At 61.0% G+C, this 14,535-nt stretch carries 15 protein-coding genes; 4 read left to right on the top strand and 11 right to left on the bottom strand.

The features are described 5' to 3' along the window. Window positions 1-95: 95 nt before the first annotated feature. Together HU731_RS04525 and HU731_RS04520 are read right to left on the bottom strand one after the other, a co-directional pair. Entirely contained in the window at window positions 96-809 is a 714-nt protein-coding gene (locus HU731_RS04525) for a carbonic anhydrase (RefSeq protein ID WP_225931596.1), read from the bottom strand. Window positions 810-954: 145 nt separating this feature from the next. After that, window positions 955-1,476, bottom strand: a complete 522-nt coding sequence (locus tag HU731_RS04520; RefSeq protein WP_186609212.1) for a DUF3087 family protein — start codon at window positions 1,474-1,476, stop codon at window positions 955-957. A gap of 114 nt (window positions 1,477-1,590) precedes the next feature. Between HU731_RS04520 and HU731_RS04515 the strand changes: the two genes are divergently transcribed. Both HU731_RS04515 and HU731_RS04510 read left to right on the top strand, forming a co-directional pair. Further along, the gene (locus tag HU731_RS04515; protein ID WP_044274608.1) at window positions 1,591-1,770 is read left to right on the top strand and encodes a hypothetical protein; all 180 of its coding nucleotides are present in this window, start codon (window positions 1,591-1,593) and stop codon (window positions 1,768-1,770) included. Window positions 1,771-1,782: 12 nt separating this feature from the next. Further along, complete coding sequence (locus tag HU731_RS04510) at window positions 1,783-1,983, top strand: DUF6021 family protein (RefSeq protein WP_186609194.1); 201 nt, start codon at window positions 1,783-1,785, stop codon at window positions 1,981-1,983. 30 nt (window positions 1,984-2,013) lie between these two features. Here HU731_RS04510 and HU731_RS04505 read toward each other — a convergent pair whose 3' ends face one another. Beyond that, entirely contained in the window at window positions 2,014-2,250 is a 237-nt protein-coding gene (locus HU731_RS04505) for a DUF6555 family protein (protein WP_003192128.1), read from the bottom strand. A 120-nt stretch (window positions 2,251-2,370) separates the two neighbouring features. Between HU731_RS04505 and HU731_RS04500 the strand changes: the two genes are divergently transcribed. Together HU731_RS04500 and HU731_RS04495 are read left to right on the top strand one after the other, a co-directional pair. Continuing rightward, window positions 2,371-3,204: an arylamine N-acetyltransferase family protein gene (locus tag HU731_RS04500; protein WP_186609195.1), complete on the top strand. Its 834-nt coding sequence runs from the start codon at window positions 2,371-2,373 to the stop codon at window positions 3,202-3,204. A gap of 125 nt (window positions 3,205-3,329) precedes the next feature. Next, complete coding sequence (locus HU731_RS04495; protein WP_003192126.1) at window positions 3,330-4,082, top strand: outer membrane beta-barrel protein; 753 nt, start codon at window positions 3,330-3,332, stop codon at window positions 4,080-4,082. Between the two features lie 356 nt (window positions 4,083-4,438). Here HU731_RS04495 and nuoN read toward each other — a convergent pair whose 3' ends face one another. From nuoN to nuoG, 8 genes are read right to left on the bottom strand one after another with little or no spacing between them, the layout of a single operon-like run. Then, window positions 4,439-5,902: an NADH-quinone oxidoreductase subunit NuoN gene (gene nuoN / locus HU731_RS04490; protein WP_003192122.1), complete on the bottom strand. Its 1,464-nt coding sequence runs from the start codon at window positions 5,900-5,902 to the stop codon at window positions 4,439-4,441. A gap of 7 nt (window positions 5,903-5,909) precedes the next feature. Beyond that, window positions 5,910-7,442: an NADH-quinone oxidoreductase subunit M gene (gene nuoM / locus HU731_RS04485; RefSeq protein ID WP_014718913.1), complete on the bottom strand. Its 1,533-nt coding sequence runs from the start codon at window positions 7,440-7,442 to the stop codon at window positions 5,910-5,912. Window positions 7,443-7,497: 55 nt separating this feature from the next. Next, the gene (gene nuoL / locus HU731_RS04480; protein ID WP_186609196.1) at window positions 7,498-9,351 is read right to left on the bottom strand and encodes an NADH-quinone oxidoreductase subunit L; all 1,854 of its coding nucleotides are present in this window, start codon (window positions 9,349-9,351) and stop codon (window positions 7,498-7,500) included. Beyond that, complete coding sequence (gene nuoK, locus HU731_RS04475; RefSeq protein ID WP_186609197.1) at window positions 9,348-9,656, bottom strand: NADH-quinone oxidoreductase subunit NuoK; 309 nt, start codon at window positions 9,654-9,656, stop codon at window positions 9,348-9,350. Before nuoK ends, nuoL begins: the two co-directional genes overlap by 4 nt. 2 nt (window positions 9,657-9,658) lie before the next feature. Next, complete coding sequence (gene nuoJ, locus HU731_RS04470) at window positions 9,659-10,162, bottom strand: NADH-quinone oxidoreductase subunit J (protein ID WP_003174726.1); 504 nt, start codon at window positions 10,160-10,162, stop codon at window positions 9,659-9,661. Window positions 10,163-10,171: 9 nt separating this feature from the next. Continuing rightward, window positions 10,172-10,720 carry an NADH-quinone oxidoreductase subunit NuoI gene (nuoI, locus tag HU731_RS04465; RefSeq protein ID WP_003174725.1) on the bottom strand — a complete coding sequence of 183 codons (549 nt, stop codon included), beginning with the start codon at window positions 10,718-10,720 and terminating at the stop codon, window positions 10,172-10,174. 11 nt (window positions 10,721-10,731) lie between these two features. Beyond that, the gene (gene nuoH / locus HU731_RS04460) at window positions 10,732-11,739 is read right to left on the bottom strand and encodes an NADH-quinone oxidoreductase subunit NuoH (RefSeq protein ID WP_003174724.1); all 1,008 of its coding nucleotides are present in this window, start codon (window positions 11,737-11,739) and stop codon (window positions 10,732-10,734) included. Further along, a complete protein-coding gene (nuoG, locus tag HU731_RS04455) occupies window positions 11,736-14,450 on the bottom strand; it encodes an NADH-quinone oxidoreductase subunit NuoG (protein ID WP_186609198.1) in 2,715 nt (904 codons plus the stop codon). The genes nuoH and nuoG overlap by 4 nt, the downstream gene beginning before the upstream one ends. Window positions 14,451-14,535: the final 85 nt, after the last annotated feature.

The following is a 14,535-nucleotide window of genomic DNA, read 5'->3' as shown; positions in this document are numbered from 1 at the left end:
GCTTGCTCGCGAAAAACCTCAACGATAACGCGCGCCGCCTGAATCAACGCGGCGCCTTCGCGTGTTTCGCGAGCAAGCTCGCTCCTACAAAACGCTTAGCCGAGCATTTTTACCCTGCCGCTGTGCAGCTTGTACACGCCGCCGACTATCAGCAGTTTTCCCGCCGCGACCGCGTCGGCCAACAGGCTTGATTCAGCCGTGAGCCGCGCCATGGTGTCGGTGACATTTTGTGCAATAGCGTTTTCCAGCAGGTCGCCGGGCGCTTTCAATACCTTGTTCACCGAGGGTTTGAAGGTGTCGGCCAAGCCCTGGATCTTGCCGGGGAAGCGGGCGTTATCCTTGACCGCCTTGACCCCTGCTGCGACGGCGCCGCACTGGTCGTGCCCCAATACCATGATCAACGGCGTACCCAATACTGCCACGGCATATTCGAGGCTGGCAAGCCCGTTATCGGTGACGAAGTTGCCCGCGACCCGCACCGCGAAGAGGTCACCGCGGGCGGTGTCGAAAGCGTATTCGGGAGCGATGCGCGAATCGGCGCAGCTCAACACCGCGACAAACGGATTTTGCCCGCCCACCAACGCTTCGCGTTCGCTCATAAAATCATGACGCTTGGTCACGCCATCGGCGTAACGCCGGTTGCCTTCCATCAGCCGCTGCAGGGCAAGCGGTGGGCTGAGGTCGTTGGTGGGCTTGGGCATACTCGCGGGTGTCGGGGCTGCGTGCACCAGGGAGGGCATTGCGCCGGCAAGCAGGGTTGCACCTGCGCTGACGGCAGCCAGCTGCAGGAAGCTTCGTCGGCCTTTCATAGAGGGGTGGCGATCGCACATAGGCACGGTTCTCAGGCGAGTTTAAAGAGGGAGGTGCGTAGAGTGGGAATGACCGCCGTGAAATGATGTAAGAATTTTCTTGTTTTTCAGTATGTTAATTTTTTAGCCCAGGCGCTGATCGGCCTTATGCGTTTTTCAGACTGTCCAGCCAGGCCGGGTCCAACCGGGTTTGCGCGAGATCAATGCCCAGCGCCTGCATCTTTGCCTGGTGGGCTTGGATCTCGCCCACCAGTTGCGCCTGGGCGCTGGAGTTGGCGTCCAGTTCGTGCATCTGCGTCAGCCCCAGGTGATAGAAGCGCAACAGCTTGATGGCTGACGGGTCATTGGCCTGCACCCGCTCGCTGACCTTGTGCATCACATTGGTCACGCTCATCAGGCTGCGTTTGAGTTGCCAGCCATACACCGCCGACGCCATCCAGGGTTGGGTCCAGAACGGGCCACGTACCAGCGCGACGGTGATCAACACGCCAGCAAAGACGCCGCCGACATTGAAGCGAAAATTATCACCGCCAGGCTCACCGAACAGCATCACCGCCAGGCTCGACAGCAGCATGGCCAAGGCCAGGAACAGCACAGCGACGATCAGCGTGCTGCGGCGGGTCTGTTGGCGATAGGTGGCGGGGTCACAGGGTTTGAGCTCGAACATCCGGGGCAGGTCTCCAGAAAGGGCGCTCATCTTCTCATGCCTGGCGCAATGAAGTTGAACGATGGCTGCGGGCGATTTCTCTAAAACGGTGAACCCTTCATGAGGTCAGCCGTCATGCCCGACTATAAACAACCACCGCCTGGTACACCCGACCCGCACCGCACCCCCGGTGAAGAGGAGCGCGACAACGATGCATTGCGCCCCAATGACCCGAAAGAACGCGGCCCGGAAGACGATGTGCAGCGCGTCGAAGAAGACCTGGAAAACCTCCACGACAAAGCCCGCCCGCTTTAACAGGAGAACCTGATGAACAAGCGTACCGATGGCCCCCATTCCAACGAACATGCCAGTGGCAAGGATGAACTGGGCTTCGACCCGGACTCGCCGGACCTGGCCGACCCGCAGGTCGATCCAATCGGCCCGGCTATTGCGCCCTTGGACAAAAAGGACGACGAGACCGCGAAAAAAAAGCCGCCCTACGATCCGTTGGGCGACTTGAAGCAGTGAACCGAGCCCCGCCTGTGTGCGGGGCTTTGTTTATCTGGGCGGGGACCAGCTGACGTCGCTGATGCCGTATTTTTCCGCCCAGGGCCGGGTGGTTTTTTTCACCTGCTCGTGACCCACGCGACCGATGCGGCTGACATGGGCAATGTCGGCATCGACGGCCGCCCAATGCCAGGCCTCGGCGTTGTTCATCACCTCGGCGCGCACCACGAAAGACTTGGGTTTACCGTGTAGCTGATAGTGGACGGTGTAGATTTTTGCGGTACTCATGTTGCCTCCCAATCTTGTTATAGATGGATAGGCTGGCGCTCCAAAAGGTTCATTCAAAATGACAACGCACACAGAGGCGCGGCATAGTGACGCTCTTGCCCTGCGCCCAAGGATCGCGCCATGCACACACTCGCCAATAGCCGCCTGTACCTGCAACGCCTGGGCTATGCCTCGCCACCGCCGCCCACCCTGCAAACCCTGCGGGACCTGCAACTGCGCCATGTGTGCACCTTCGCCTTTGAAAGCCTGTCGACCCTGATGCATGCACCGGTGCCGATCGACCTGCCCAGCGTCGAGCGTAAGGTGCTGCATGAGGGGCGTGGCGGCTATTGCTACGAGTTGAACCAGCTGTTTCTGGCGCTGTTGCTGGAACTGGGCTTTGATGCCCGTGGCATCACCGGGCGCGTTGTGATCGGCGGCCCACCGGACGCCCACACCGGGCGAACCCATCGCTTGAGCCTGGTGACCCTCGACGGCGTGCGCTATATCACCGATGTCGGTTTTGGCGGCATGGTGCCCAGCAGTCCGTTGCAACTGGACACCGAAGCGCCCCAGGCCACCGCTCATGAGCCTTATCGACTGACGCTCAATCAAGGCAGCTACACGCTATGGGCCCAGGTGGGCGAGGAGTGGCGCGGCCTGTACGTGTTCGACCTGCAAACCCAGGCCGACATCGACTATGAAATCGGCAACTGGTACGTCTCCACGCACCCTGGCTCACCGTTCGTAGGGCAGTTGAAAGCCGCGCTGCTTGCGCCCGGTAAACGTCATACCTTGGCCAACGCCCGCTATGCCCTTCATTATCTGGATCGACCCAGCGAAAAGCGCACGCTGGAGAGTGTCGATGAGTTACTGGGACTGTTGCGCGACACCTTCGGCATTCGGCTGCCGGAGCAGCCTCAACTTCGCGAAGCCGTTGAACACCTGATTCGCATGAATCCTGAAGAGTCTTGAGATAGAGCCTTCGCTGAATCGTTTTTCCTCCATTTTGGTGCAAATCCGTTCGAACTTTTTGCAAACGCCAAGGTTCGAACCGATTCCTGAATACTTTGCCCACCTTAAAATGGAGATGTAAAACGATGTCCAAACTATTCGGAAAATTCCTCAAGAACACCTCGTTGCTGGCCCTGGTGGCTGCGCCTGGCGTGGTGTTCGCAGCACCTTCCACTGACCCGATTTCCACGTTCGGGATCATGGGCAGCTACAACGACTTCAAACTTGAAGGCGGTAGCGAAAGCGACAAAGACCACATGCCCGAAGCCGGCCTGTTCTACAACTTCGGCAACAAGCTCACTGCCGAGTCGGGCTTTATCTACCAGGCCGGTATCGAAGCCAAGTACGGCGAAAAAAGCGATAACAAACTTAAGGAAGGCCAGGCCGACCTCGACCTCGGCTGGCGTGCCGCGCTGGATGCGCGCAATTTTGTCGACGTGATCGTGGGTGGTGGCTACAGCTGGACCCGCTACGAGCCGGACACCAATGGCTACGACATGAAGCTCACCAACAAGTCGCCGTTTGCCAAGGCCGCTTTGGGCTACAACCACCAGTTCGATGACATGACCCTGCGCGTTGAAGCCGGCGCCCGTCACACCATCGATGGCCGCGCCAAGCTCAAGGTCGACGGCGTTGGCAGCGACACCGTAGACCTCAAGGACCGCACCAACCCTTACGCCGAAGTCAGCCTGCTGATGAACCAGAAGGGCGACCTGCCAGTGATGGCGGGCCTGTACTACACCCGCACTGAGTACAAGCTCGATAACGATTCCTATGTGGCCGACAACACCAAGCTCAAGCGCGATGAGTATGGTTTCAAGGTGGGTATCGCGTTCTGACGCTGTCGCTCGGGCAAACCTCAAGCTGAACACAAACGCCTCGATGTGAATCGAGGCGTTTTTATATCCGTAGCTTTTGCGCCACGATAGGGGCAATGAGGGCCTGTGTATTGATGGCATGTAGGAGCGAGCTTGCTCGCGAAAAACTCACAGGCGCCGCGCTTATTCAGGAAGCACGCGTTATCGTTGACGTTTCTCGCGAGCAAGCTCGCTCCTACAGGGGGACGCATTCCAATTGTGGGAGCGGGCTTGCCCGCGAAGGCGATGGTGGATGCTCCGCCTCTCTAATACCTTACCCCTGAAACGCAAAACGGCGCCCAAAGGCGCCGTTCTTTTCACTGCATCAACCTAAGCGATCAAACGCCCAGCACCGCGTGCTGCACCAGGGTGAGCAACGGTTGCGGGTACACGCCCAGGAAGAACGCGAGCAGGGCGATCGCCAGCAGCATCACGCCACCGGCTTTCTGTTCCCAGTGCAGCTCGGCATCCACACGGCGCAGGTTTGGCTCGATCAGGTACAGGGTCACCATCACACGCAGGTAGTAGAACACGCCGATGGCGCTGCCCAGTACCAACGAGGCGACCAGCCACCATTCGTGGGCTTCGACACCGGTCGCGACGATGTAGAACTTGCCGATAAAGCCCGCCGTCAACGGAATACCGGCCAGGGACAGCATCATCACGGTGAGTACGGCGGTCAGGTACGGACGGCGCCAGAACAGGCCGCGGTATTCGTACAGGGCGTCGGCGTCACGGCCTTTGTACGGCGACGACATCAAGGTGATGACGCCGAACGCACCCAGGCTGGTGATCACGTAGGTGACCAGGTACACGCCGATGGCTTCTACAGCCAGGCCTTTGCTCGCCACCAAGGCGATCAGCAGGTAGCCGAAGTGGGCGATAGACGAGTAACCCAGCAGACGCTTGAGGTTGTTCTGGGTCAGGGCCAGCAGGTTACCGAACAGGATCGACGCAATGGCGATCACCGTCAGCACGTTGCTCAGCACGCCGGTGTTGGCGGCGGGGGAGATTTGGAACAGACGCACCATCACCGCAAACACGGCCACCTTGGACGCCGTGGCCAGGAACGCGGCCACCGGCGCTGGGGCGCCTTCGTACACGTCTGGGGTCCACAGATGGAACGGCACCAGCGACAGCTTGAACGCCAGGCCGATCAGCATCATCGCCAGGCCCAGTTGGGCAATCGGCGCCGGGCTGTTGGTGGCGGCCAGGGCGTGGCCGATACCGGTGAAGCTCAGGCTGCCGGCTTCGGCGTAGAGCAGGGCCATACCGAACAACAGGAACGCGGAACCTGCAGCCGACAGCACCATGTACTTGATGCCGGCTTCCAGGGAGCGCTTGTTGAAGAAGGCGTAGGCCACCAGGCCGTAGGTCGGGATCGACAGCAGTTCCAGGCCGATGAACAGGCCCGCCAGGTGCTGCGCGCTGACCAGCACGATACCGCCGGCCGCAGCCAGCAGGATCAGCAGGTACAGCTCTTCCTTGTTGCCCGGGTAGCCGGTGCCGCCTTCGCCGAGGTAGGCGTGGGCGAGGGTGACGCAGGCCAGGGTCGCCACCAGGATCAGGGCGATGTACAGCAACGCGAAGTCATCGACCATCATCAATGGCGTGACCGCCAGTGGCGCGACCTTGAGGGCCGGGATGATCGACAGCAGGGCCAGGTTCAACCCGGCGCAGGACAGCAGGAACGTTTGCGAGTGATTGCGGCGCCAGGCGATTGCCAGCATCACCACCACGATGGTGAGGCTGGTAATCAGCAGCGGCGCAAGCGCGATAAAGTGTTGGATCGTGAATTCCATAGCGCTCTTACCGGGCCGAAGCGAGTTGGGAGAAGGCGGTGCCGAACCACTGCTGCACGCCATGCATCGTTGCGGCAGAAGTGTCCAGGAACGGTTGCGGGTACACGCCGATGAAGATCAGCAATACCGCAAGGCCGAGCACCATGATCAGTTCGCGCGCATCCATCCCTTGCAGGACGGTGTCGGACTTGGCCGGGCCGAAATAGGCACGGTGGATCATGATCAGCGAGTAAACCGAACCGAACACCAGGCCGGACGTGGCGATGGCGCTGATCCACGGCGTCTGCACAAAGGCACCCATCAGGATCAGGAACTCGCCGATGAAGTTACCGGTACCCGGCAAGCCCAGCGACGCGGCGGCGAAGAACAGGCTGATCGCCGGCAGGTACGCGATGCGCGACCACACGCCACCCATTTCACGCATGTCACGGGTGTGCAGGCGCTCGTACAGCTGGCCACTCAGGATAAAGAGGGCAGCGGCCGAAACACCGTGGGCCAACATCTGGATCACCGCGCCTTGCAGCGCCAGTTGGCTGCCGGAGTAGATGCCGATCAGTACGAAACCCATGTGGGAAACGGACGAGAAGGCAATCAGACGCTTGATGTCGGTTTGCGCGAAGGCCAGGAACGCACCATAGAAGATCCCGATCAGACCCAGGGTCATGGCGATCGGCGCGAATTCGGCCGAAGCATTCGGGAACAGCGGCAGGGCGAAACGCAGCAGGCCGTAGGCAGCGGTCTTCAACAGGATACCGGCCAGGTCCACGGAGCCGGCAGTCGGCGCCTGGGCGTGGGCGTCAGGCAACCAGGAGTGGAACGGCACCACCGGCAGCTTCACCGCGAAGGCGATGAAGAAGCCCAGCATCAGCACGTACTCGGTGGTCAGCGACATCTTGGTTTTCAACAGGTCGGCGTAGTTGAAGGTAATCACGCCGGTGTTGTTAAAGTTGACAAGTACCAGGCCCAGGATCGCCACCAACATGATCAGGCCGGAAGCCTGGGTGAAGATGAAGAACTTGGTCGCCGCGTAGATCCGGGTTTTCTTGCCGTCCGAAGAACTGTGACCCCAGAGCGCGATGAGGAAGTACATCGGCACCAGCATCATTTCCCAGAAGAAGAAGAACATGAACAGGTCCAGCGCCAGGAACACGCCGACAACACCGCCCAGGATCCACATCAGGTTCAGGTGGAAGAAGCCCACGTGACGCTGGATCTCTTTCCAGGAGCAGAGTACCGAGAGGATACCCAGCAGGCCGGTCAGCAGGATCATCAACAGCGACAGGCCGTCGAGGGCCAGGTGTACGTTGATGCCGAAGCGCTGGATCCACACGTGCTTGAATTCAAGCGCGAAGGTGGGATCGACACCCGGTGCCGGAGCGAATGAATAGTCACCATGGGCCCACAGCCAGAGGCCGAGCGCGAGTTCCAGGGACATGGTCAGCAACGCAATCCAGCGGGGGAGGGTGGCGCCGAAGCGTTCACCCATCCAGCAGAGCAGGCCGCCGATAAAGGGGATCAGGATTAGCCAGGGCAGAATCATGACGGGCTCGTTTCCTTTCGCAAGTTCGCAAAGTACGCAGTGCACTTAAACATAGTCAGACCGCTACCACGACGATGGCGCCGATCACCAGAACGGCACCCGCCGCCATGGACGCTGCATACCAACGCAATTGGCCGGTCTCGCTGCGGCTCAGGGCGGTGTGACCGGCCTTGGCGGCACGCGGGATCAAACCGATGGTCTGGTCGAGCGGGTCTTTGCGCAGCACGTGGCTGATCGCAAGGTATGGTTTGACGAACAGTTTGTCGTAGATCCAATCGAAGCCCCAGGCCGCGAACCACCAGGCCGACAGGAAGCGACCAATGCCACTGTTGGCCACGGCGGTTACGAAGCGACGCTTGCCGAGGAACAGCAGGGCCGCCAGCAGTATACCGGCGATGGCGATGGCGCCCGAGGCGATTTCCAGGCTGTGCTGGGCTTCGCCGCCGGCATGGCCGACGCTTTGTGGCAGTACACCGTGCAGCGGCGGGGTGATCATCGCGCCGACGAACGTCGACAGTACGATCAGCACCGACAGTGGCAACCAGTGGGAGATGCCATGGCCTGCGTGCGCTTCGGTCTTGGCTTCACCGTGGAAGGTGATGAAGATCAGGCGGAAGGTGTACAGCGAGGTCATGAACGCACCCACCAGGCCTGCGTACAGCAGGTTCTGGTTACCGCTGGCGAAAGCTTCCCAGAGGATCTCGTCCTTGGAGTAGAAACCGGCGGTCACCAACGGCAGGGCGGCCAGGGCGGCACCACCGACGATGAAGCTGGCGTAGGCCAGTGGCAGTTTCTTCCACAGGCCGCCCATCTTGAAGATGTTCTGCTCGTGGTGGCAGGCCACGATCACCGCACCGGAGGCGAGGAACAGCAGGGCCTTGAAGAACGCGTGGGTCATCAGGTGGAAGATCGCCGCGTCCCAGGCGCCGACGCCCAGGGCCAGGAACATGTAGCCGATCTGGCTCATGGTCGAGTAGGCGAGGATACGCTTGATGTCGGTCTGCACCAGCGCGGCGAAGCCGGCCAGTACCAGGGTCACGCCGCCGACGATGCCCACCAGGTGCAGGATGTCCGGCGCCAGGGTGAACAGGCCGTGGGTACGGGCGATCAGGTAGACACCGGCGGTTACCATGGTGGCGGCGTGGATCAGTGCCGATACCGGGGTAGGGCCGGCCATCGCATCCGCCAGCCAGGTTTGCAGCGGCAGTTGCGCAGATTTACCCACGGCGCCGCCCAGCAGCATCAGGGTCGCCAGGGTGATCCAGAAGTCACCGACCTGGAATTTCTGCGGTGCCAGTACCAGCAGTTCCTGGATGTTCAGCGTGCCCACCTGTTGGAACAGGATGAACAGGCCGATGGCCATGAACACGTCGCCGATGCGGGTGACGATAAACGCCTTGAGTGCCGCGTTACCATTGTTGCGGTTGCTGTAGTAGAAACCGATCAACAGGTACGAGCACAGGCCCACGCCTTCCCAGCCGAAGTACAGGAACAACAGGTTATCGCCCAGCACTAGGAACAGCATGCTGGCGATAAACAGGTTGGTGTACGAGAAGAAGCGCGAGTAGCCCGCTTCACCGCGCATGTACCAGGACGCGAACAGGTGGATCAGGAAGCCCACACCCACCACCACGCCGAGCATGGTGATCGACAGGCCGTCGACGTAGAGGGCGAAGTTGGGCTTGAAGCCCTCAACCGCCATCCACTGCCACAGCACCAGGGTGTAGTGGCCGCCTTCGGGCGGTGCCACGTTGAATTGCCAGATGACGTAGGCGGCCACGATAGCCGACAGGCCGATGGAGCCCACGCCGATCAGGGCCGAGAGGTTTTCCGACCAGCGCCCGCGAGAGAACGACAGCAGCAGGAAACCGATCAGGGGGAATACGAAAGTCAGAAAGATCATGTTCATCCGCGCATCTCACTGGCAGCGTCGATATCAAGCGTGTGGAAGCGACGATACAGCTGCAGCAGGATCGCCAGGCCAATACTGGCTTCGGCGGCTGCCAGGCTGATCACCAGGATGAACATCACTTGCCCATCCGGCTGGCCCCAACGTGCGCCTGCCACGATGAACGCCAATGCCGCGGCGTTCATCATGATTTCCAGGCTCATCAACACGAACAGAATGTTACGGCGAACCATCAGGCCGACCAGGCCAAAGCAGAACAGGATGCCGGCGACCGCCAGACCATGCTCCAAAGGGATAGCAGGCATCGTCATTGCTCCTTGGCTTCGTTGCGGCCCAAGTGGAAGGCAGTGATGGCTGCGGCGAGCAGCAGCATCGAAGCCAGTTCGACCACCAGCAGGTACGGGCCGAACAGGCTGATGCCCACGGCTTTCGCGTCTACGGTGGTGTGGCCGATGGCCTGGCCGCTCTGGTGAGCGAACAGCACATACAGCAGTTCACCCAGCAGCAGGGCTGCGAGGACAACCGGGCCGAGCCAGATGCCGGGCTTGAGCCAGACGCGCTCCTGGGCGACCGAAGCCGGCCCCAGGTTGAGCATCATCACCACAAACACGAACAGCACCATGATGGCGCCGGCGTAGGCGATCACTTCCAGCACACCGGCGAACGGTGCGCCGAGGCTGAAAAAGGTCATGGCCACGGCGATCAGCGAAATGATCAGGTAGAGCAGGGCGTGCACGGGGTTAGTGTTGGTGATCACGCGAAGCGTGGACACCACTGCAATACCCGATGCGAAATAGAAAGCGAATTCCATCTTTCTTCCTTAAGGCAGCAAGCTCTTCACGTTGATCGGCTCGGCTTCGTTTTGTGCGGCGCCTTTTGGCTTACCGGCAACGGCCATACCTGCAACACGATAGAAGTTGTAATCAGGGTTTTTACCGGGACCAGAGATCAAAAGATCTTCTTTCTCGTACACCAGGTCCTGACGTTTGAACTCGGCCATCTCGAAATCCGGCGTCAGCTGGATCGCGGTGGTCGGGCAAGCTTCCTCGCAGAGGCCGCAGAAAATGCAGCGCGAGAAGTTGATGCGGAAGAAGTCCGGGTACCAGCGACCATCTTCGGTTTCAGCTTTCTGCAGGGAAATGCAACCCACCGGGCACGCCACGGCGCACAGGTTGCAGGCTACGCAACGCTCTTCGCCGTCGGGGTCGCGGGTCAGTACGATGCGGCCGCGATAGCGCGGCGGCAGGTACACCGCTTCTTCGGGGTATTGCAGGGTGTCGCGTTTGCGAAAGCCGTGACCGAACACCATCACCAGGCTTCGCAACTGGGTACCGGTACCCTTAACGATGTCGCCAATATATTTGAACATGGGTCAAATCCTCACTGAACCGCGGCAGCGGGCGTGTTCAACAACACGACGGCAGCCGTCACCAGCAAATTGATCAGGGTCAGCGGCAGGCAGAATCTCCAGCTGAAATCCATCACCTGGTCATAGCGTGGGCGCGGAATCGAGGCGCGCAGCAGGATGAACAGCATGATGAAGAACGCGGTCTTCAGGAAGAACCAGAAGAAGGCCAACTGCGGCAGGATGCCAAACGGACCGTGCCAGCCGCCGAAGAACAGCGTGACCAGCAGGGCCGAGATCAAGATGATGCCGATGTACTCACCGACGAAGAACATGCCCCACTTCATGCCGGCATATTCAATGTGGTAACCGTCGGCCAGTTCCTGTTCCGCTTCCGGCTGGTCGAAGGGGTGACGGTGAGTCACGGCCACGCCAGCGATGAAGAAGGTGCAGAAGCCGAAGAACTGCGGAATGATGAACCACAGGTTCTGTGCCTGGTACTCGACGATGTCGCGCATGTTGAACGAGCCAACCTGCACCACGATGCCCATCAGTGCCAACCCCATGAACACTTCATAGGATACGGTTTGCGCCGAGGCACGCAAGCTGCCCAGCAGGGCGAACTTGTTGTTGCTCGACCAACCGGCGAACAGCACCGCGTATACCGACAAACCGGCCATGGCGAAGAAGAACAGCAAGCCGATGTTCAGGTCCGCCACGCCCCAGGTCGGGGTGATCGGGATGATCGCAAACGCAATCAGCAAGGCGCTCATGGCGACCACCGGTGCCAGGGTGAAGATCACCTTGTCGGCAAACGGTGGGGTCCAGTCTTCCTTGAAGAACATTTTCAGCATGTCGGCAGCGATCTGGAACATGCCGAACGGGCCAACGCGGTTCGGACCGTAACGGTCCTGCCACCAGCCCAGCAGGCGACGTTCGACGAAGCTGAGCAGGGCGCCCGCGACGACCACGGCCAACAGGATCACGATGGCCTTGACCACCGAGATGATCACGTCAATTACTTCCGGCGTGAACCAAGTCATTGCGCTGCCTCCTGCAGACCGTCAACGGTTTTGCCGAAAATGGCAGGCGGAATACCGGCGATGCCTTTAGGCAGTGCAACCAGGCCGGCACCCAGCTCGTCATTGATACGCAGCGGCAGACGCAGGGTCTGGCCGGCCACGTTGAGGCTGAGCAGGGCACCGTCGTTGACGCCCAGGCGGTCGGCTTCGGACTTGGCCACGGACACGTAGGCGGCAGGAATGCGCTCTTGCACCGGCGCGGCCTTGGAAGAGGTTTCTTCGCTGCCGAACAGGTGGAAGAACGGCACGACCTGCCAGGTGCCCGGCGCCGGGTTGAACGGACGCGGTACCGCAGCGAACCAGTTCAGCGAGTCACCGCTGGTTTCGATCAGGCGGGTGCCCGGGTCGCCAGCGCGGATGTGACCACCGACTTCGTCCTGGAACTTGTTCCAGGCCTGCGGCGAGTTCCAGCCCGGCGACCAGGCAAATGGCACCTGCTGACGCGGTTCGGCCGAACCCGAGTAACCTTCCATGGAGAAGGCGAACGCGGTGTCGTTGTCCTGCGGGGTACGCGGTTCGTGCACGCTGATGTCAGCACGCATGGCGGTACGACCGGAGTAACGCAACGGTTCGCGGGCCAGTTTCAGGCCTTTGATACGGAACGCAGCGGACGGCGCGGCATCGACGATACGAGCCAGTTGCGGCGCGCTGGCAGCGGTGGCAGCGGTGACGTGGTCGAGCTGGGTCCAGTCGATCGGCTGGTTCAGCAGGGTGGCGCGTAGGGCATGCAGCCAGCGCCAGCCTTCGTGCACCAGGATGCTGGCGTCCATGTACTTGGGATCGAACACCTGGAAGAAGCGCTGGGCGCGGCCTTCCTGGCTGACCAGGGTACCGTCGCCTTCGGCGAAGGTGGCGGCTGGCAGCACCAGGTCGGCGCGGTCGCTGGTGGCGGTCTTCTGGTGGTCGGCGACGATCAGCACCTTGGCGGCGTTGAGCGCAGCGTCAACCTTGGCCGCAGCGGTGCGGGTGTACAGGTCGTTTTCCAGTACCACGATGGCATCGGCGTTGCCGTCGATCACGGCTTGCAGCGCAGCGTCCACGGACTCGCCACCGAGCATGGCCAGGCCCAGGCTGTTGGCTTCCGGCACTACCAGGCTGATGGAGCCGTTTTTGTCGCGCAGCTTCAGGGCCTTGGCGATGTTGGCGGCGGCTTCGATCAGCGCCTTGGAACCCAACGAGGTGCCTGCGATGATCAATGGGCGTTTGGCGGCCAGCAGGGCGTCGGCAATGCGCTGGGCCAGTTCCACGGCTTCAGTGTCCAGGCCTTCAACCGCAGGTGCGCTGGCGTCGAGGGCGTGGGCCACGGCGAAACCGAGGCGGGCCAGGTCGTCCGGCGCGGCGTGCACGCATTCTTCGGCGATGTCGTCGAGCTTGGTTTCAGCCAGGGAAGCGATAAACAGCGGGTTCAGCGCGTGCTGGCCGATGTTCTTCACGGCGGCGTCGAGCCAAGGCTGCACGCGCATGGCGTCGGCCATTTCTTCGGCTTTGCCTTTGACCGATTGACGCAGCGACAGCGCGATACGCGCGGCGGTCTGGGTCAGGTCTTCACCGAGCACGAAGATCGCATCGTGGTCTTCGATGTCGCGCATGTTCGGCACGGGCAGCGGGCTGTCGTTCAGCACTTGCAGGACCAGGCGAATACGCTCCAGCTCGCCGGCTTCGATGCCGCTGTAGAAGTGCTCGGCACCCACCAGCTCGCGCAACGCATAGTTGCTTTCGAGGCTGGCGCGTGGCGAACCGATACCCACGATAGTGCGCCCGCGCAGCAGGTCGGCGGCTTTATCCAGCGCGGCGTCCAGGCTCAGCTTGGCGCCATCGGCCAGCAGGGGCTGGCGTGGGCGGTCTTCGCGGTTGACGTAGCCATAGCCGAAACGGCCACGGTCGCACAGGAAGTACTGGTTGACCGAACCGTTGAAGCGGTTTTCGATACGACGCAGTTCACCGTAGCGCTCGCCCGGGGAGATGTTGCAACCGCTGGAGCAGCCATGGCAGATGCTCGGCGCAAATTGCATGTCCCACTTACGGTTGTAGCGCTCGGAGTGGGTCTTGTCGGTGAACACACCGGTGGGGCAGACCTCGGTGAGGTTGCCGGAGAACTCGCTCTCCAGTACGCCGTCTTCAACGCGACCGAAGTACACGTTGTCGTGGGCGCCGAATACACCCAGGTCGGTGCCGCCGGCGTAGTCTTTATAAAAGCGCACGCAGCGGTAGCAGGCGATGCAGCGGTTCATTTCGTGGGAAATGAACGGGCCGAGGTCCTGGTTCTGGTGGGTACGCTTGGTGAAGCGATAACGGCGCTCGTTGTGGCCGGTCATCACCGTCATGTCTTGCAGGTGGCAGTGACCGCCTTCCTCACAGACCGGGCAGTCGTGGGGGTGGTTGGTCATCAGCCATTCGACAACGCTGGCGCGGAACGCCTTGGATTCTTCATCGTCGATGGAGATCCAGGTGTTGTCGGTGGCTGGGGTCATGCAGGACATGACGATACGACCACGGGTGTCGTTCTCGTCGGTGTATTGCTTGACCGCACACTGGCGACAGGCACCGACGCTACCAAGCGCGGGGTGCCAGCAGAAATACGGGATGTCGAGGCCGAGTGACAGACACGCCTGTAACAGGTTGTCTGCCCCATCGACTTCGAGCGCTTTGCCGTCTACGTGGATAGTGGCCATGGTTCAAAGTTCTTCGTTGGCCCGTTGTCAGCGGGCGTGGCTAATGGAATCTTGTTATTCATGTGCATCTACACAGCCTTGAAGG

Source organism: Pseudomonas salmasensis, assembly GCF_014268375.2.
In the GTDB taxonomy this organism is placed as follows: Bacteria; Pseudomonadota; Gammaproteobacteria; order Pseudomonadales; family Pseudomonadaceae; genus Aquipseudomonas; species Aquipseudomonas salmasensis.
Note: the sequence above shows the minus strand (reverse complement) of the source record. Positions and strands in the feature narration are given on the sequence as shown.